Origin of the sequence: Lancefieldella parvula DNF00906, from assembly GCF_000758945.1 — a bacterium.
In the GTDB taxonomy this organism is placed as follows: Bacteria; Actinomycetota; Coriobacteriia; order Coriobacteriales; family Atopobiaceae; genus Lancefieldella; species Lancefieldella parvula_C.
Window position 1 is genome coordinate 1 of sequence record NZ_JRND01000007.1, and the last position, 18,919, is coordinate 18,919.

19 protein-coding genes are annotated in these 18,919 nt (G+C 49.0%); 4 read left to right on the forward strand and 15 right to left on the reverse strand.

The window, feature by feature from the left end; genetic code table 11:
• Nucleotides 1-185: 185 nt before the first annotated feature.
• From HMPREF1647_RS01060 to HMPREF1647_RS01070, 3 genes are read right to left on the reverse strand one after another with little or no spacing between them, the layout of a single operon-like run.
• Nucleotides 186-875 carry a tRNA (cytidine(34)-2'-O)-methyltransferase gene (locus HMPREF1647_RS01060; protein ID WP_035431340.1) on the reverse strand — a complete coding sequence of 230 codons (690 nt, stop codon included), beginning with the start codon at nucleotides 873-875 and terminating at the stop codon, nucleotides 186-188.
• Between the two features lie 3 nt (nucleotides 876-878).
• The gene (locus HMPREF1647_RS01065) at nucleotides 879-1,874 is read right to left on the reverse strand and encodes an inorganic phosphate transporter (RefSeq protein ID WP_035431342.1); all 996 of its coding nucleotides are present in this window, start codon (nucleotides 1,872-1,874) and stop codon (nucleotides 879-881) included.
• A complete protein-coding gene (locus HMPREF1647_RS01070; protein ID WP_035428216.1) occupies nucleotides 1,867-2,490 on the reverse strand; it encodes a DUF47 domain-containing protein in 624 nt (207 codons plus the stop codon). The genes HMPREF1647_RS01065 and HMPREF1647_RS01070 overlap by 8 nt, the downstream gene beginning before the upstream one ends.
• A gap of 127 nt (nucleotides 2,491-2,617) precedes the next feature.
• Between HMPREF1647_RS01070 and HMPREF1647_RS01075 the strand changes: the two genes are divergently transcribed.
• From HMPREF1647_RS01075 to HMPREF1647_RS01085, 3 genes are all read left to right on the forward strand, one after another.
• The gene (locus tag HMPREF1647_RS01075; RefSeq protein ID WP_081933293.1) at nucleotides 2,618-2,992 is read left to right on the forward strand and encodes an MmcQ/YjbR family DNA-binding protein; all 375 of its coding nucleotides are present in this window, start codon (nucleotides 2,618-2,620) and stop codon (nucleotides 2,990-2,992) included.
• Between the two features lie 68 nt (nucleotides 2,993-3,060).
• A complete protein-coding gene (locus HMPREF1647_RS01080; protein ID WP_052039079.1) occupies nucleotides 3,061-3,345 on the forward strand; it encodes a SemiSWEET family transporter in 285 nt (94 codons plus the stop codon).
• 49 nt (nucleotides 3,346-3,394) lie between these two features.
• Nucleotides 3,395-3,808 carry a hypothetical protein gene (locus HMPREF1647_RS01085; protein ID WP_035431344.1) on the forward strand — a complete coding sequence of 138 codons (414 nt, stop codon included), beginning with the start codon at nucleotides 3,395-3,397 and terminating at the stop codon, nucleotides 3,806-3,808.
• 23 nt (nucleotides 3,809-3,831) lie between these two features.
• On the opposite strand, the gene HMPREF1647_RS01090 is transcribed toward HMPREF1647_RS01085, so the two are convergent.
• The 7 genes from HMPREF1647_RS01090 to purE all read right to left on the reverse strand — a co-directional run bounded on the left by HMPREF1647_RS01090 (nucleotide 3,832) and on the right by purE (nucleotide 10,049).
• Nucleotides 3,832-4,938, reverse strand: a complete 1,107-nt coding sequence (locus HMPREF1647_RS01090) for an acyltransferase family protein (RefSeq protein WP_052039080.1) — start codon at nucleotides 4,936-4,938, stop codon at nucleotides 3,832-3,834.
• Nucleotides 4,939-5,553, reverse strand: a complete 615-nt coding sequence (gene purN, locus HMPREF1647_RS01095; protein WP_035431346.1) for a phosphoribosylglycinamide formyltransferase — start codon at nucleotides 5,551-5,553, stop codon at nucleotides 4,939-4,941. It abuts the gene before it with no gap.
• Complete coding sequence (gene purM, locus HMPREF1647_RS01100; protein WP_035431348.1) at nucleotides 5,543-6,631, reverse strand: phosphoribosylformylglycinamidine cyclo-ligase; 1,089 nt, start codon at nucleotides 6,629-6,631, stop codon at nucleotides 5,543-5,545. The genes purN and purM overlap by 11 nt, the downstream gene beginning before the upstream one ends.
• Before the next feature lie 11 nt (nucleotides 6,632-6,642).
• Nucleotides 6,643-8,136 carry an amidophosphoribosyltransferase gene (gene purF / locus HMPREF1647_RS01105; RefSeq protein WP_035431351.1) on the reverse strand — a complete coding sequence of 498 codons (1,494 nt, stop codon included), beginning with the start codon at nucleotides 8,134-8,136 and terminating at the stop codon, nucleotides 6,643-6,645.
• Between the two features lie 208 nt (nucleotides 8,137-8,344).
• Nucleotides 8,345-8,848, reverse strand: a complete 504-nt coding sequence (locus HMPREF1647_RS07105; protein WP_262363766.1) for a class B sortase — start codon at nucleotides 8,846-8,848, stop codon at nucleotides 8,345-8,347.
• 53 nt (nucleotides 8,849-8,901) lie between these two features.
• Nucleotides 8,902-9,282: a hypothetical protein gene (locus tag HMPREF1647_RS07110; protein ID WP_262363767.1), complete on the reverse strand. Its 381-nt coding sequence runs from the start codon at nucleotides 9,280-9,282 to the stop codon at nucleotides 8,902-8,904.
• Between the two features lie 305 nt (nucleotides 9,283-9,587).
• Complete coding sequence (gene purE / locus HMPREF1647_RS01115) at nucleotides 9,588-10,049, reverse strand: 5-(carboxyamino)imidazole ribonucleotide mutase (protein WP_035428223.1); 462 nt, start codon at nucleotides 10,047-10,049, stop codon at nucleotides 9,588-9,590.
• Between the two features lie 116 nt (nucleotides 10,050-10,165).
• Between purE and HMPREF1647_RS01120 the strand changes: the two genes are divergently transcribed.
• Nucleotides 10,166-11,035, forward strand: coding sequence for a pyridoxamine kinase (locus tag HMPREF1647_RS01120; protein WP_035431353.1), 870 nt, complete (start codon nucleotides 10,166-10,168; stop codon nucleotides 11,033-11,035).
• A gap of 564 nt (nucleotides 11,036-11,599) precedes the next feature.
• On the opposite strand, the gene HMPREF1647_RS01125 is transcribed toward HMPREF1647_RS01120, so the two are convergent.
• The 5 genes from HMPREF1647_RS01125 to HMPREF1647_RS01145 form a co-directional block, all read right to left on the reverse strand.
• Nucleotides 11,600-12,523, reverse strand: coding sequence for a hypothetical protein (locus tag HMPREF1647_RS01125; RefSeq protein WP_035431355.1), 924 nt, complete (start codon nucleotides 12,521-12,523; stop codon nucleotides 11,600-11,602).
• A gap of 136 nt (nucleotides 12,524-12,659) precedes the next feature.
• Nucleotides 12,660-14,516, reverse strand: coding sequence for an ABC transporter ATP-binding protein (locus HMPREF1647_RS01130; protein WP_262363770.1), 1,857 nt, complete (start codon nucleotides 14,514-14,516; stop codon nucleotides 12,660-12,662).
• 6 nt (nucleotides 14,517-14,522) lie between these two features.
• Complete coding sequence (locus HMPREF1647_RS01135; protein WP_035427089.1) at nucleotides 14,523-15,368, reverse strand: NUDIX domain-containing protein; 846 nt, start codon at nucleotides 15,366-15,368, stop codon at nucleotides 14,523-14,525.
• Nucleotides 15,369-15,382: 14 nt separating this feature from the next.
• On the reverse strand, nucleotides 15,383-17,497 hold the full coding sequence (gene purD, locus HMPREF1647_RS07145; protein WP_081933294.1) for a phosphoribosylamine--glycine ligase: 2,115 nt from the start codon (nucleotides 17,495-17,497) through the stop codon (nucleotides 15,383-15,385).
• Between the two features lie 3 nt (nucleotides 17,498-17,500).
• Nucleotides 17,501-18,781, reverse strand: a complete 1,281-nt coding sequence (locus HMPREF1647_RS01145; protein ID WP_035431357.1) for an adenylosuccinate synthase — start codon at nucleotides 18,779-18,781, stop codon at nucleotides 17,501-17,503.
• Between the last annotated feature and the right edge of the window lie 138 nt (nucleotides 18,782-18,919).

The following is an 18,919-nucleotide window of genomic DNA, read 5'->3' on the forward strand; positions in this document are numbered from 1 at the left end:
CTGGTGTAATTTTAGGCGGATTAACATTCCTCACCGCTTTATAGTGATTAAGCAGCAAGTTTAATTTAGAAATCCGACAGCATCTAATGGTGTTGTCGGATTTTAATTAACACGCATCTCACCTCTGTAGCCATTCTTGACACTTTTTTCGTTCTACATCATAAACAAACTCAACAAACTAATTCTTAGACATCCATTCCCGGAAAGCCAATCTGCCGTAGTGCCTCGTACAGCACAATAGCGGCAGCATTTGAAACGTTAAGTGCACTGACCGAGAACTTGTTAGGGTCAATGAAGTTTCCGCAGATATCCTGCTGTAAAAGCGCTGGATGAGAGTACTGATCATCACCGTCAAGTGCATCGTGCTTTTGACTCCAGTCCTCACGATTAACCAAGCTTGCGGAGTCTTGCAGCATTGGGATTCTCTCGCACTCGTCAGCATGCTGGGCCAGGAGTTCCTCGGATAATCCCAAGCTTTCTTTGCCAAAGATAAGGTAATCCCCATCGCGATACGTTGCCTGTGTATAGGTCTTCTTAGCTTTCTTAGTAAGGAAGTGCAGCGGGGATCTACTGGCCGTAAAAGCGCCGTTGGAAGCAATGTCTACAGCGGAGACAGCGTCGTGTGCAGCGTCCCCAGCAGGTACACCAGATGCTTGGGCTAGACCGTTCTTCTCCAGAAATTGATCCCAGTTATCGTAGACAGAAACGTTAAGGCTTTGCCAATAGGCCATACCTGCTCGTTTGAGGCTTTTGTCATCAAGCGAGAAACCCAACGGGCCCACCAAGTGCAAGTGAGTCCCGCTCACTACGCAGGTGCGGCCAATGTTTCCCGTATTTGCGGGAATTTCGGGCTCTACCAGTACAACGTTGAGCATAGGTTATGCCAGAACAAAGCTGGTCAGGAATGCAATAAGACCGCCAAGTGCCATAGTGGCTGGCAGCGTCACAAACCAAGCGGCAATAATCTTGCGCGCAACGCCCCAGCGCACGGAGCTGCGACGACGAGCAGATCCTGCGCCCATGATGGATGTGGTGATGACCTGCGTAGTGGAAACTGGTGCGCCAAGAGCGGTCATGATCTCAATTGCAACGGTAGAACTTGTTTCGGCGACAAAGCCAATAACTGGCGTGAGCTTAGTAACGCCGTCGCCAACGGTGCGCATGATGCGGCCGCCGCCAATGGAGGTGCCCAGTGCCATAGTAGTTGCGCAGAGAAGCTTGACCCACAGAGGGATGCCGGTAGAAGGGTCGTGAAGACCGGCGGTAACCAGCGCCAACGTGATGATTCCCATAGTCTTCTGAGCGTCATTGTTGCCGTGGCTGTATGCCATAAAGGCAGCTGAGAGAACCTGAAGACGGTGGAAAAGACCATGAGCCTTTTTAGGTGGCCAATCAGCAAAAATCTCAAATACCAGCTTCATAATGAAATAGCCCAGTGCCATACCAATAAGCGGTGAGGTAAACAGAGGAATAACAACCTTCTCAACAACGCCAACCCAGAGGATGTGACCAGTGCTGCCGGTAAAGACAATGGTTGCACCGATAAGGCTGCCGATAAGTGCGTGCGAAGAAGAGCTTGGAATTGAGAACCACCAGGTAAAGAGGTCCCAAATGATAGCGCCCATCAATGCAGCAAAAATAACGTAGAGCTGGAGCTGAATGTCAACCAGACCAGACGCGATGGTCATAGCGACCTTCTCGCTCATAAGCGCGCCGATAAAGTTCATGATAGCCGACATGATAATTGCTGTGCGTAGAGGCAAAGCCTTGGTATACACCGTGGTAGCAATGGCATTTGCGGTGTCATGGAAGCCGTTAATGAACTCAAATATCAGAGCGGAAACAAGTACCGCAATAAGCAGGATGCTAGCCATTTTTCACGATAACATTCTGAACGGCGTTTGCAACATGCTTGCAAGCGTCAAGAGTAGACTCAAGTCTATCCAAAAGGCTCTTCCACTTAAGAACCTCAATTGGATCATCAACATTTCTGAAGATAGAGCTCAGAGCGTTGCGATAGACAACATCGCCCTGGTCCTCATACTCATTTGCAGAGCGCGTATGACGAATGACTGAGTCATCCTTGTGATAATCAGGGAGACGATCAAAAGCTTTCTGCAGTTCCTCCGATGCAAACAGAATCAGATGTGCCACCTGAACTGCCTCTGGACGCATTTCTTTGATGTCATACATGCTGAGGTGCGCAGAGACACTTTCAATGCCGTCTGCAATCTCATCCATAAGCAGGGCAAGACGCGAAATGTCCTCGCGATCAAATGGCGTGATAAAGGATGTGTTGAGGGTGGAAATAATCTTTCCTACCTGGTCATCGCAGAGTGTCTCGTAGTTCTTGATTTGGACTTCATAATCTTCTGAACTTGGGAATGACTCCATATAGGAGACAAACAGTTTTGCTGTAGAAACAATCAGTGCAGAAAACTCAGAGAACATGCTATAAAACTCATCTTCTCTACGAGAAACACGACTCATATGACGCCCTTCACTTGGACTTTTATTACATACACAGACACCTTTAGTATAGCTGTTTAAGGCACGTATGCTGGAGATAATGACAATTTCAACTTCTCCATAGAGAAGCTGTCAATCATAATAAGATATGGACGAGGGAGGCCAGATTATGCGAGAAAAGCTGTTTGATTACATTGCAAATCAGTACGGTATAAACCCCGACTATCCCTTCTCGACAGCTCCAACCTATGCGGTTTTACGCCACCCACACAATAATAAGTGGTTCGCGCTTGTTGCTGATGTGCCTGGTCAAAAGCTAGGTCTGGAGGAATCCAGACGCAAAGATCTTGTTAATGTGAAAATAGATGATCCATTTCTTCTGGAAATGCTTCTGCACCAGGATGGCTATCTGCCTGCATACCACATGAATAAAGAGCATTGGATTTCCGTGCTTTTAGATGGCTCCATTGACTTTGATGAGCTCTGCCAATGGATTGATGCAAGCTATTCAGCAACAAACTAACGGATATTTTCTTAAGCAGTTGGGTAAAAACCAGCAATCAGTTAATCAACTATTGGAGGCTACTTTACATGACAGAAAAGCGCACCATTACGTTTGACGAGAATTTCTTCAACAGACTAGGACAATTTGGCAGTATTCTCTCGGTCATGATGTATGTTTCTTATATCCCACAGATTACCAATAACCTTGCTGGAAATAAGGGTAGTTTTATCCAGCCGCTGGTTGCTATGATCAACTGCACCGTGTGGTTTATTTACGGCGCTTTCAAGAAAGAGCGCGATGTTCCTATTATGATTGCTAACGCCCCTGGTATTCTCTTTGGACTTGTTACTGCGCTAACCGCGCTACTATAAGCTGAGTGGTACAGAAGCAACTAGCAGATTTAGCAGATAAGGCGGTCATATGGCACTTATGGATGTCTATAGGGTTATCTGTATTCCTATGGCTGCCTTTTATTTTTTTACGGTGTATCTGCTTCTGGGAAAGAGGAACTTGAGCAAAGTTTTTAAGCACACAAACTTTGATCTACTCCGTTTTGGAATGCTCATGCTCTTCTATATCTTTGTGGGCACCGCATTTTTTATCGCCATAATGTTTCTTACGACAGAAGCTGCGCTGAAACAGCAATTTCTTGTTCCAGCCTTTATGGGCATTGGCGTCCTTATTATTGTCTGTGGCATCTTCACGCAAATAGCCAAACGCTCTGCTCACGAGACCCTGCAGACTATTAGGGACATAGCTGTGCCTCTTATCTGGGGCGTTGCATCGTTTGCGTATATGCAAACCGCACTCTATTTAGTGGGACTGATAAAATAGCTTTTCTTCTCGGCACTTCTCCTTTAAGCACCCGACTGCTCTTCGGAAGGTTTCTGTCCTTTGGAAGACTTCTGCTCTTCAAGAGTCTTCTGACGGCGCTCTTTAAGGTATCTTCCAAGCGGAGCAGTAACAACAAAGTGATTCACAAACGCTCCGCAAGTTGCTAGCAAAGCTGCAACCAGTGCATTTGCATAAGGATGCCATGCTGGGAAATACTGTGCCAACGCTTGCTGAATAGGAAAAGCCCAAAGGTAAATGCCATAGGACAGCTCAAATTTAGTGCCAAACGTACTAAAGTGATTGCCCATTCCATACGCAAGGCAGAAGCAAGCAATAGGGAAAACCGTCAGCATTGCCAGATTATCGATGCCGCCGAGAACCATGACAAACCACAAAACAATCGACGCAAAGCCTAAGACAGGTGAAATAGTAATGCGGTCTCTAAATACCCAGATTAAAACACCCAAATAAAACAAAAGTACCGCGCGCACAGCACTCAGCTGAAGTGGAGAAAACTTCACGTAATACACTGCCGCCAACACAAAAACAGGTAGCGAGAGCAGCAAAAACTTCTTTTTATCAAACTTGGTAAGTTTGTAGCTGATAAAACACAGGATATAGCAGAGAAATTCAGCTGGAAGTGTCCACAGAGATCCATTAACCACGCCACTAAATGGATTTTTCGTAAAAACTCCAGGTAATTTGTAATCCATAATAAGAATACCGTTGAGAAAATACTTATAAGTCTCTGGACTTGTAAAGTACCCTGGAAGTGAAAAAGAGGTGACCAAAGGGCCGATTATGAGCACGGTTAATAACACAACAAATAAAAGCTCAGGAAAAAGTCTTAAAGCGCGTGCCGAGAAGAACTTTCTTGGTTCAGGATAATGCTCGCAACTACGAGCAATCAAAAATCCGCCAAATAAGAAAAAGACGCCAACGGAAACTCCACCAGAGCTCAGCCTATCTTCTGTAAATTTCGCAAGAATGCTGCTTGCGTTTCCCCCTAAAACTATCACATAGCAGTGAGAAACAATAACCATCAGCGCAGCAATAAACCTCATAAAGTTCAGGTTATTGACACGCGATGTTGCTACGTCACTCAGTTTAATCTGGGCGCTTCTCGCCATTTACTTGCCTACCTCTATGCGAACCTTTTGGCCCTCGACGTGAACCTTGTCCTGCGCAAAAAGCTGTAACACCTCAGGATACAGCTGATGCTCTACCTGGTGAATTGCCTCTTCAAGCTGGTCAACAGTCCAGCCCTCCTCAACCACAACAGGTCGCTGAGCAATAATAGGGCCGCGGTCGTAATCAGCGTTTGCCAGATGAACGGTAACACCCGTCACCTTGACTCCGTACTCATACGCATCCTGAATAGCGTGCGCGCCGCGGAAGCTTGGCAACAGCGCCGGGTGCAGGTTGAGCACGCGATTAGGGAAGGTGTTCAGAATAGGAACGCCAACTTTACGCATGTAACCAGCCATAACAACGTAATCGACGTTATAGCGCTTGAGCTCAGTAGCAATCACCATATCCGCAACAAACGGATCCTCGTATGTCTCTTTTGAGAGCGTCAGCGTTTGCAGGCCAGCTGCCTCTGCCCTCTTCAAGCCATAGGCACTAGGGCGAGAAGAAACAACCAGCTCAATAGTTGCATCTAACGTGCCAGCCTGGATGGCATCAATGATGGCCTGGAGGTTGGTACCCGAACCAGAAAGAAGAACGCCAAGCTTAATTGGCATCGTTGTAGACCACCTTTCCGGTGCCTGGGATAATCTGACCCATGACAAATGGCTCAAATCCCTGCTCAGAGAGGGCTTCTGCTACATCGTCAACGTCGTCCATGTCTACGATAAGTGCCATACCAACACCCATGTTGAAGGTGCGATATTGCTCGTCAAGAGACAGGTTTGCGGCGTTAGAAACGTATGAAATTACAGGTGGGATAGACCATGCAGGACCAGCCTCTCCACCACGATCAACCTCTGCGTCAAGGTGAGCTGGCAGTGCACGGTTAAGGTTCTCGGTGATTCCGCCACCGGTGATGTGTGCCATAGCCTTGATAGGTGCGCCTGCACGAAGAGCAGCAAGCAATCCACCTGCATAAATGGTGGTTGGACGCAAAACGGCATCTGCAAGTGACTCGCCGTCAAGCTCCTCCAGAGGCTGGTTGAGCTCCTCGACCGTCTTGCCCTCAATGGCCACCTTGCGAACCAGCGAATATCCGTTGGAGTGAATGCCAGAAGAAGGAAGTCCCAGGATAATATCACCCTCACTGACCTTCTCGGGACCTAAAATCTTTGGTTTGTCGACAACGCCTACGACAAAGCCAGCAAGATCGTAATCGTCAGGATTCATAACACCTGGATGCTCGGCCATCTCGCCGCCTACCAGCGCGCAGCCACTCTTGCGACAGCCTTCTGCAATGCCACCAACAACCTCGGCGACTGCCTCGGCTTTAAGCTTGCCCACAGCAACGTAATCCAAGAAAAACAGCGGCTCGGCGCCCATGGGAACAATGTCGTCGACGCACATGGCAACCAGGTCCTCACCTACCGTATTGTGGCGATTGAGAAGCTGAGCAATAGCAAGCTTAGTGCCAACGCCGTCGGTGCCACTGACTAGTACAGGCTCTTCCATGTCTTTGAGTGCTGCTGCCGAGAAGCAGGAACCAAAGCCACCCAAGCCGCCAATGACCTCGGAACGAGTAGTTGTAGCAACAGCAGCCTTGATGGCGTCGACCGCGCGAGCGCCTTCATCAACGTCAACTCCTGCGTCGGCGTAGGTAATCTGCTTGGCTGGATCAGCGGAAGTGGTCATTGTTTCTCCCCTTACTGCTCTGAGGGCATAAGACCCTCGTCAATTAACTGCTGTTCTACCTGGTCAAACTTTAGTGCATACGATGGATGCAAGTTGTCTGGTTTATTCTCTGGCAAGAACCTCTGGTGGAAGTCTTCCGGAATTGCCACAGGATACCTGCCGCTAAAGCAAGACTCGCAATAACCGCGAGAAGGAACGCAGGCAAGCAGGCCCTCCAGGCTCAAAAAGCCTAAGGAGTCTGCACCGATATACTCGCAAATCTCTTGAGTAGTCATTTTTGCCGCAACAAGCTGGTGCTGGTCGGCAGTATCAATACCATAGAAGCAAGGCCAGATAACCTTTGGAGATGCGCTTCTGACGTGTACTTCAGTAGCTCCTGCGTCTCTAAGCAGCTGAACAATCTGCTTAGAAGTAGTGCCGCGAACAACAGAATCGTCTACCATTACGATGCGCTTACCTGCAACAACGTCAGAAAGCGCGTTGAGCTTTAGGCGAACGCCCAGTTCACGAAGCTGCTGTGTAGGTTGAATGAACGTTCTTGCAACGTAGCGATTCTTAATCAAGCCGGTACCAAAAGTCACGTCCAGCTCTTGCGCAAAACCCTCAGCTGCAGGAACACCGGAATCAGGTACACCAATTACTAGGTCAACGTCTGCTGGGGTCTCTTTTGCCAGTTGGCGACCCATCTGGTGACGGACAGAATACACCGAGCGACCACTAATAATAGAGTCAGGGCGCGAGAAATACACCTGTTCAAAGATGCAATCTGCTTGCTGACGAGGGGAAAGTCCCATCTCAGAAGATAGGCCACTGTCGGAAATGCGGATAATCTCGCCAGGAGCCACCTCGCGCACATACGTAGCACCCACAATATCCAGCGCGCACGTCTCAGATGCAACTACCCAGTTATTCTCGCCTTCCTCGCCAATATGGCCGAGTACCAGCGGGCGAATACCGTTAGGATCCCTAAACGCATACAGCGCGTTCTCGCGGATGAGCACCATGGCGTAACCGCCCTCAATGAGGTTCATGGTTGCGGCAATACCGGTACGCAGACGGTGTGTACGACGAGTAAAGTAGCCGATGAGCTGGGCCGCTACCTCGGAATCCGTGTTGGATCTAAAGGAAATCTGGCGAGAAGACAGTTCTTCTCGCAAAGAGTCAAAGTTAACGAGGGTGCCGTTATGCGCCAAGGCAATGAGGGTCTCATCGATGGACGACATGTGAGGCTGTGCGGACTCCCAGCCCTTGGCGCCTGCGGTGCCGTAACGGCAGTGACCGATAGCCACTTTACCTGGCATTGCGTTGAGGTCGTCGTTGTTGAAAACTTCGGTTACGAGGCCCGTATCTTTTCTGATAAGTACGGTCTGGCCGTCACCGACAGCTATACCTGCGGAATCTTGTCCGCGATGCTGCAGCGCGTGCAGCGCAAAATAAGTGAGTCGAGCAACGTCACGGTCAGGCGCCCATACTCCAAAGACGCCACATTCCTCGTGAAGTTCCATTGGATCCCCTCCGGATGCCTCAGCTTGAGCCACCCTTGATCAAACGTCTCTCACGTTTGGCAACAATAGATACAGTGTACCTGGAAATTTACAAGAAAAAGCGCTCCGAACAAATATGTTCGGAGCGTGTAACAATTTTTTAAGAAAATGGCAGTTTGTTGAGCTTAACGGACTGCTCTTACCAGAGTTTCTGCCGCCTGTGTACCAGCTACTGAGCCTTTGGCTGGGCCTCAGTCTTTGGGACGCAAATGAGCATGGTCCTGCCGTACTGGTCGGTGTAATTGCAGGTAAAGAGTGTAAGAACATGATCAGCGCGAGAAATAACATCTGCTGCATCGGAACGAGAGCTTACTGCTCTAGAAAGCCTATCTTTTAGGTAAGACCTGAACTCATCGACAGAATTGAAGTTAAACTGACGGACTTCCTCGTCATCTTCGTCGGTGTGATAGGTAAACACTGGCTCAAGCTCGTACGTCTGAGTAGGCGTGACGTACCAGATTGTCTCGACCTTATCAAAGGTAGACTGGTCATTCATTGCTCCAATGTACTGGAACATTGAGCCGTTTCTCATATGGTGACCATAGAGAATAGTCTGCTGGTCAGTGAGGCCATTTGGATTGTTCTGGTAGTCCATGAAAATCTGGCCACCGATTGACCACTCACCTTTTGCGTTTGTGTGCAGGTAGTGGTCGTTATCTGTAGTTTGATACACAGGGTAGTTGACCTGTGTGTCTGGAATCTGAATCCAGCCGACAACCTGGTTGTTTACTGCCTGAAGACCAGCCCAATCAATAACTGGAGCCTCATTTTTTTCTCGGAAACTGTTGCGTATGTTGCAAGCTCTTCGTTGATGACATCTTGCTCGTGATATTCAAGCTGAGTCTTGCCAAACATAACGCCAGCAACAACCAGGAGGCCAATGCCAACTACCAGCAAGATTGTGGAAAGAATGTAGGCAAAACCCTTCTTCTTAGCGGGTTTCTCGCCAGACTTTTTAGGAGAGGTTTTCTTGTTGCTATCTTTTTTTGAAGAAGCAGCGCTTTTCATAGAAGCCATCCCGACGGAGGTTTTTGAGGTGTGAGTATTTCCAGCCGTCTGATCGTCAGCGGCGAATGAAGCAAAATGCTTGCCGTTTTTTGATTCCATGCACTTCCCTTCTGAAGGTACTCGTTTGTCATACCTTTGTCATACTCTTGTGATACCCCTTAAAAGTTTAGCTATGCACGAAACAAAAATCTCTGTGCATCTTATGAAGTCATCGCATAATCACATTTTGTAGGTACGCAAAATACGCAAAACCCGCGCCTTAGGTTTTCTAAAGCGCGGGTTTTGTGTGTGATTGCGTGCGGTTGCGGGTACGCGCAGGTGCGGGTACACGCTAGTACGCGCGGGCGCGGGTGCTTGCGCGCGGGTATGCGCAGGTGCGGTTCTATTCCGGGCTGTGAGTCAGCTTATGCGTCAGCCATCTCGGCTTTGAGCTGGACGATCTTCTCGCGATACTCTGGAAGGGATGCGCCAAGAATTTGAGTAGCGTAGATAGCTGCGTTTTTGGCGCCGTTGATGGCAACGCAGGCAACGGGCACGCCGGATGGCATCTGAACCATGGAAAGCAGGGAGTCCATGCCACCGAGGTCGGAGGTCTTCATTGGGACGCCAACGACAGGCAGCGGAGTGAATGCAGCAACAACTCCGCCCAGGTGAGCGGCCTTTCCTGCGGCTGCGATGATTACCTTGAGGCCGCGGTCAGCAGCGGTCTCGGCCCACTGGTGAACCTTGTCTGGAGTGCGGTGTGCGGATGCAATGACCAGCTCATATGGAACGCCCAAGCGCTCGAGCTCAGCGGTACATCCCTCCATAGTTGCAAGGTCGCTCTTAGATCCCATGATGATGCCGACAACAGGCTGATCTGCCATCTCTGCTCCTTTGTTACGTCTCATAAAATTGGCGGATACGTCAAATATCCATCTCACAGTATAGAGTATGATTTTCTAGAACGTTGGTCCATCAGTCCACGTGAAAGGAAACTGTAATGAATGAAACCAACTCTGTTCTGTACCAGCGAGAAGGCTCGTACATCCCTCGCATCGCCGCAGTGCATGACCTCTGCGGATACGGAAAATGCTCGCTTGGCGTAGCTATTCCGGTGCTCTCGGCAGCGGGATGTGACGTTTGCCCAGTACCTACGTCGCTTTTCTCGGCACACACCAAGTTCCCTACGTTCTACATGCACGACACCACCAACATGCTCGAGGATTACCTGGATGCATGGCAGGAAGAGGGCATTGACCTGGACGCCATTTATTCTGGCTTCCTTGGTGCAGCAGAGCAGGTTGCAAGCATTCAGCGCTTGTACCAGGAGCATCCAAAGGCGCTTCGTGTTGTCGATCCAGTTATGGGCGATGGCGGCAAGATGTATCCAACCTATACGCAAGAGCTTTGCGATGCAATGAAATCCCTGGTAAACGGTGCAGATATTCTGACACCAAACCTTACTGAGGCTTCTATTCTGACTGGTATTCCTTATGCTGGACAGGATTTGACGGATGAGCAGGTAGACGAGCTACTTGATGCGCTGCTTGCAATGGGTGCAAAGTGCGTCGTTCTTAAGGGTATCGTTCGTGGCGACGGCCTCATCCGCAACTTTGTTGCTACCGAGTCCGAGCGTGGCGAGATTGTCTCCGAGCTTCTGCCATACATGCTGCACGGAACGGGTGACCTGTTTGCATCTGCGCTTCTAGCTGCAGTTATGTGTGGTCAGGAAATTGCTGACGCCGTTGAATTTGCTGGTGAGTTTGTTTGCGAGTCCATGGAAATTACTCGTGAGCAGCCAAACTTTGAGCTTCGTGGCGTTTCGTTTGAGACAAAGCTGGGCCTGATTGCTCAGCTTCTGCGGGAGTAAAAGCTCGCGCAAGCTGCGCTGCTAGTGTAAAACTTTACACTTCAGCGAAATCAAACATGATTCTTTGCCATAGATGCCCACTCACATAGAGTGGGCATCTATTTTTATGCCAGCAGCCATGCAAAGATTCGACGCTATGCATGAAAATGCATTTTTCTGGCACTTTATTCGTTTCATTTTTTATCAACAAACATTGAGCTCCAAAATAGGGCGAAAAAGGTAAAAAACCCGTTTAGTTGGGGATCGAAAGAATTGATTAAAGAATTGATATTACTAAAAGGCCAGTTGGTGCTAATCGGGCGTCACATTGCTGGCTCTAAATGACTCAAAATCGTCATGCATAAAGACTAAAACCCCCAACTAAACGGTTTTTTTACCTTTTTGGGACCAAAATCGTCTTGGAAACACCAATCCGCTTACTTTCTGCCAAATTAACGTGCAAAGTCATTCGCCGTGCCACCATTTTGAGGCGTGCCGACCTCCCGATGAGTCACTTCATGTAGCGCAAGCAAAAGAGCCGCTGGTGCCAGCGGCTCTTTTGCACTTTTTCTCAGGTAAGACAGACTACTTGCTGCTTGAAGAACTGTCGGATGTACCTGTGGTGTTAGTGGTACCTGTGGTACCCGTGGTTCCCGCTGTGCCAGTAGTAGTGTTCTTCTTTGTTGAAGAGTCTCCACCAACAATGCCACCAAGCACGCGGACCGGCGTAAATGACGTTGCAATCTGGTCTCGCAATTCTTTCTGAATGGTGTCGTTTGCACCAGTAATGACCATGGTGATATTTACGCCATCAGAGGACTGCGTCTTTGAGAACGTAAAGGTAAAGATAGGTGTTGCGTCTCCACCAGGCTTAAGGAATCCAAAGAGCTGAGATTTCTGCAACTCACCCTGGTCGTTTCTATGAACGCTAACGTGATAGACAACGGTATTGATTCGTGGGTTGAGCAGCGCGTTAATAGCAAACGCCTGCGCCTGAACACTGGATCCCGCATAGCATTCAAGCACGTCTTTTGAGGTGGTATCGGTAACCGTTACCTCAACGCGACCAGTGTTCTCATCAGCTTCCTGAACCGAGAAATCCTCGGGGAACTGCGTAAATCCATTACCCCACTCAACGCCTCCACGCAGTGCGGATGCAACAGATCGTACCGTAACTGATTCAGTTAGATTTGCTGTGTTGGCTCGACGAATAACACCACAAGAAACCTGCATGAGAACAACAATTAACAGGAAAATCAGGACAAAAAGAACTGCCGTCTTTGTAATGACCTTCTCGATATTTGAGCCCGAAGGATCAGATCCCGAGAGCGGGTCAACGTCTACCGCTGCAGCTCCACCCTGCCTGCGAGCACGCTCTAGAGCTGCGCGCTCCTCGTTAGGATGACCTGTCTCGTCTACCTTGGTAAACAACTCTTCAGCTGCGTCAGCGTCAAGCGCGCCCTTCTGGCGACGCGCGAAGCGTGAACGTTCTGCATCATCTTTAGCCATGTAGCTCTCTCATTCAACCTGCATAAACACGCCTTCAAAGCGTGCGATGCGTTGACTTTTGATCTTTGGTTACGAGCCGTCGGTTTGCAAACTGCAAGCTGCAAACCGCGTTTCGCAAAGCACCTAATGCTCTATTTTACCGCCTTGCGAGGTTTGGCGCACCACCAAACTGCATTTGATAGTAATGAGCGTAGATTCCGCCTTTTTCTAGCAGTTCATCATGGGTTCCACGCTCAACTGCACGACCGTGATTGATGGTGATAATTTCATCAGCACCCATAATAGTCGAGAGTCGATGGGCAATGACCAGCGTAGTTCTGTTCTTAGCCAGCTCGGAAAGGGACTCCTGGACCGCGCGCTCGGACTCGTTATCCAGAGCGGAAGTAGCCTCATCCAAAATGAGCAACGGTGGATTCTTGAGGAACACGCGCGCAATGGAAATGCGCTGCTTTTGTCCGCCCGAAAGCCTTGTTCCACGCTGTCCTACCTGCGTATCATATCCGTCAGGCAACGACTCGATAAACTCGGCGATGTTTGCGCGCTTTGCGGCAAGCGCAATATCAGCTGCGGAAGCCTCAGGGCAACCGTATGCAATGTTCTCCGCAATGGTGCCGTCAAAAAGGTACACGTCCTGTTGGACCATACCAATTGACGAGCGCAAACTATGCTGCGTAACGGAGCGAATGTCCTGTCCGTCAATGGTGATGCTTCCACTTGTAACGTCATAGAAGCGTGGCAATAAAGCACAGGTAGTGGACTTGCCTCCACCTGAAGGTCCAACCAGCGCAACGGTTTTTCCGCTCTCAATATGAAGGTTCAATCCGTCGATAACGTCTTCGGCGTTGTTGTAAGAGAAATGAACGTCCTGGTAGATGATATCGCCAGCAGTAATCTGAATGTCGTGAGCATCAGGCGCATCTTGAATATCTGGCTGAGTCTCAAGAATTTCCGAGAAACGCTTAAAGCCCGCAAGACCTTTCTGGAATGTCTCGGTAAAGTTCAAAATGTTCATGATTGGCGTGGTAAACAGCGAGATATAGAGTGCATACGTAGCCAGGTCAATGGCTTGCATCTGACCCTGAGCAATCATCCAGCCGCCCAAAACCAACACAACAGTGTTCAAAACACCCATCATGCCTGAAATTGCAGCTTGGTACCTGCCCATAGCCTGGTACATATTGGCCTTGGAGTCTAAGTATGCCGAGTTACTTGCTCTAAATTTCTTACGCTCGTGATCTTCCGCCGCAAAGCCCTTAACCACGCGAATACCAGAAAGTGAGTCTTCTAGCTGGGTATTTACGTCGGAAATTCGCATGCGGTTCTCTTTAAAAATGCCGCGCATGTGCATGTTAGCAAAGAAATTGAACACTACCAGCACTGCAGCGATTCCAGCAAGCACCAGCGTAAGGGACACGTTAATAAAAGCCAGAATGACAAAAGAGCCGGCAATCTCAAGCAAGCCAATAATCAGATACTCAGGGCCATGATGCGCCGTCTCAGAAATATCAAACAAGTCGGATACCAAGCGACTCATCAGATCGCCCGTCTTGTGACGGTCGTAATACGAGAAGCTCATACGCTCGTAAGCGTCAAACAGGTCTTCTCGCATCTTACTTTCCATACGCGCGCCCATGATGTGTCCCCAACTAATAACAAAGTAGCGACACAGAAAGTGGACAAAGTACATAACCACAAGGCCAACAGCAATGAATACCAAGCTGCCAAGAATGGCATCTTTACCCTGCACAAACAGTCCCTTTGTGAGCGATCGCAGAATTTGAGGGAACGCCAGCTCAATGCAAGCCAAAATGATGGCGCAGATAGTGTCCAGAATAAACAGATGCTTTTGCGGAGCATAATAAGAAAGAAAACTGGCAAACAGCGATTTGCGGTGTTTGCCAGAGGTGTTGTTTCCAGAGTTTCTAAAGCCGTTTCTGCTAGAGGCTGAAGTCAAAGAACTACCAGGTACAGGGCGAGAAGGACGATCAAGCATGCGTAATTACTCCATAGGCAATCGGTGTGAAATTGAATCGCAGATAAGAGCTCCAATGATAGTCTTTGCGTCCTCGATTTTGCCATCGAGAACAGCGTCTACCAGCTCAGATAGTGGAACAAGATCCACGTTAATAAATTCGTCGGCATCTGGGTCTGATCCCTCAAAGGTCAACTCAGTTGCCATATAAAGGTGAATGAGCTCGTCAGTAAATCCATCAGAAGTGGCGGTAGTGGTGAGAAAAGCCATCTTTCCCGCCTTCATTCCGGTCTCTTCCAACAACTCACGGTGAGCGCAATCAAGAGGATCCTCACCTGGGTCAAGCTTTCCTGCAGGTAGTTCAACTGTTACACGACCAAGCGCAGTTCGATACTGACGAACCAGACAAATTCTGCCCTCATCAGTCAATGCAACAATAGCCACAGCACCGGGATGACGCACAACATCACGAAGAGCAGTGCGTCCATCAGGAAGAGAGACACGCAGACGATTCACGTCAAAAATGCGACCAACCCAAACGGTATCTTCAGAAAGTGGCTTCTCTTCTAAAGAGGCATCACGCGCATCCTCTGTACCTGCAACAAAACTGCGCTTTTGTGGCTCCCCAGAATGATGGTAGGCAGCATCACCCACGGCAACACGCTCACCGTCGTAGGTAAGCGAATCAACTGCCGAGTGCAAATCATTGCGAGCAGAATCAAACACCTCTGGAGTTACCTGCATGTCAGCATCAAGAATCTCTGGCTCAGCAGACTGCATATCATCAAACACATCACTAAACTGAGAGCTGCTTTGATCGCTGGTCCAAGCACCATCCTGTACGTTGGTTTTCTCGTCATTTTGATTTGCCATAAGCGCTAACCTAACTATTTTTCTGGACGACCTTGAAGAGCCTTAAGTCCAATATCGTGCCTGAGCTGCTTGCCTTCAAAGTTGATAAGGTCGCAGGCCTCATATGCACGAGCGCGAGCTTCCTCAAAGGTTGGTGCAAGCGCAGTGACGTTGAGCACGCGGCCGCCTGCTGTGACAATCTTTCCGTCCTCGGTCTGAGCAGTTCCGGCGTGATACACAGAAACGCCTTCAAGCTGCTGAGCAGCCTCAATACCGGTAATCTCCTTGCTCTTCTCGTAAGAACCAGGATATCCAGCACTTGCCAGAACAACAGAAACAGCCACTGTATCAGACCAGGAAACCTGCTGATGACGGAGGGTACCGTTATCGCAAGCCATCAAAATTGAAACCAAATCGTCCTGGAGGCGAGGCAGTACAACCTGAGTTTCTGGATCGCCAAAGCGAGCGTTAAATTCAAGAACCTTAGGGCCGTCTTTGGTCAGCATAAATCCGCCGTAAAGGCAGCCAGAATAGTTGATACCCTCTTTTTTGAGCTGGTCAACAACGCGCTGCTCAATGGCAATCATCTGGGAAAGTTCTTCATTGGTCACAAAAGGAACAGGAGAATAGACGCCCATTCCACCAGTGTTAGGTCCCTTATCGTCGTCGTAAGCACGCTTGTGATCCTGGGCTGTTGCCAGCGGAACAACGTACGTTCCGTCAGTTAGCGCAAGCAAGGAACACTCTGGCCCCTCAAGGAACTCCTCGACAACAACGGTTGCACCTGCATCGCCAAAATGGCCCGAGAAACACTCGCGAACACCTTCGAGGGCCTGCTCAAGCTCAGTTGCAACAATAACACCCTTACCTGCAGCAAGACCGTCTGCCTTAACAACAACAGGAGCGCCGATGTGACGAACATACGCCTCACAAGACGCCTGGTCTGTGAAGGACTTCCATGCAGCAGTTGGAACGTTTGCTCGCTCCATAACGCCCTTGGCAAACGCTTTTGAGCCCTCCATCTGGGCTGCATTCTGATTAGGGCCAAAACATGCAATACCAGCCTGACGGACGGCATCTGCAACACCCACAACAAGAGGAGCCTCAGGGCCAATAACTACCAGACCAATGCCTTTTTCCTTGGCAAAAGAAACAACCTCATCAGGGTTATTTTGATCAATAGGAGCAATCTCTGCCTGGGCAGCCATGCCACCATTACCTGGAGCAACATAAATTTTTCCTGCGCGCGGAGACTCCTGCAGCTTTGTCAGGAGCGCATGCTCACGACCGCCTGCGCCGAGCAACAAAATATCAACGGTGTCATTCATAAGTACTCCAGCCTTCTGATACAACGCCTTTGGGATACAAGCAACGCCAACAGCGCCTTCTCCAAGATGTTTTTTAAACTCAGGGGAAGCAAGTCTTTCTGCAATACATTCTGCATCATATTCATTGGTTTTAAGCGGCTTTTTGAGATGCTTTTCTATGCGTTTCTCGCCACTTGAAATCACTACATACTTGAGCTCGCCGCGCTTTACAAACCAAGCGCTCATAAGGCGAGAAATTCTTGCTGCTAGATCGGTAAAATCTGATGAGCGAGCCACCTCTGTACATTTTCCGCCAACCAAACGGTACAAATACATATCGCTTGAGATGCGCCTATGCAAACGCTCAAGTCGAAGTCGCAACGAAAGCCTGGGGCGTTTGTCCTTGCTTTTATGAAGAACAACCTTGTTCATTGCAATGTACATTGTGGCAACTACCTCAGCAAGCTCTTGTGCATACGCGCAAGCAGCTTCAAATGAAGCTCCAGACTTTCTTGCCACACTTAAGCGCTCAAGCATGATTCCCATAGCAGTGGGCATATTTCCGCTATCTACCAGGCAAATTGAGCTTGAAATATCAGGATTGTTCTGACACGCCTTTTTTGCCGTAAGAAGCGAGTCAGAAAAATCTGCATACACATGGAGCGAGAGGATCTTTTGAGCTCCTGACTCAATAATGCCTCGGTAAAACTCGCCCACCTGATCAGCATCTGAATTTAGAGCTCCAGGTATTACAGAAACCCCCAGGGCTTCAAGCTGGGAAGCTTCAAGCCCACAGGGGTTATCGCAAACTATTGCAAAAGTTGAGCAGTCCGAAGACGCCACAGGTTACCTCCAGTAGCGGTCGATTGTCTGCTCGCGATCTGGACCAACGGTGATGATAGAAACGCGTACACCAGCAAGTTGCTCCAGGAAATCAATGTAGTCCTTAGCCTCACGAGGTAGCTGGTAGAAGTTACGAATGTTAGAGATGTCGCACTTCCAACCAGGAAGAGTCTCGTACACAGGCTTTGCGTGATAGAAGACGCTCTGGTGCTCTGGGACGGTCTTGTAAATCTTGCCGTCGCACTCATAAGCAACGCAGACCTTAATCTCGTCCAGGCAGCCAAGAACGTCAAGCTTGGTAATTGCCAGGTCAGTGAGGCCATTGATACGAGCCGCGTAGTTAACAACTACTGCGTCATACCAACCGCAGCGGCGCTTACGACCGGTAGTAACGCCATACTCATGGCCAACTTCGCCGAGAAGATCGCCGGTCTCGTCAAAGAGCTCTGTTGGGAATGGACCAGAACCAACGCGTGTGAGGTATGCCTTTGCAATACCCAGGACACGGTCAATGTTGGTTGGGCCAACTCCAGAACCGGTAACTGCACCACCAGCGGTGCAGCTAGAAGAGGTAACAAATGGATAGGTGCCGTGGTCAATATCAAGCATGGTTGCCTGAGCACCCTCAAAGAGAATGTTCTTACCAGCCTCAAGCTCTTCATTGAGGAAGAGAGAAGACTCAACAATGTAAGGACGAATGCGATCTGCATAAGGCAGGTAGGTCTCGCAAATCTGGTCAACGGTATAGGTTGGAAGACCATACACAAGACTCAAGATTGGATTGGTGTACTCAAGTGCAGCTTCAAGCTTCTTGCGGAAGATCTTCTCGTCAAGCATGTCCTGAATACGCAGGCCAGTACGGTTCATCTTGTCCATATACGTTGGACCGACACCGCGCTTGGTGGTACCAATAAGGTTCTTGCCCAGCTTTTTCTCGTGCACGCCATCAAGATCTTTGTGATAAGGCATAACAATGTGAGCGTTGCCGGAAATCTTAAGCAGGTCGCAGGAAATACCCTTGCTCTCCAGCATGTCAATCTCGCCGAGAAGAACCTCTGGGTCAACAATGCAACCATTGCCAATAACTGGATAGGTGTTCTCGTACATAACACCAGATGGAACCTGGTGAAGCGCAAGCTTTGTATCTCCAGCAATTACCGTGTGGCCCGCATTTGCACCACCTGCGTAACGGCAAACAACGTCAAAATCTCCGGAAATGAGGTCGGTAACTTTACCCTTACCCTCGTCTCCCCACTGAGCACCAACAAGTACGGAAGCTGGCATAAGTTCTCCCCTATCGCAGCTATCTACAAACACGACCATTACATGACGGTTGCAACCTCTTTAGGGGTTGCTTCATAAGTATATCTAATACCGCTCGCAAAAGCACAGAAGCGCAGAGGTTTTGTCACACATAAGAAA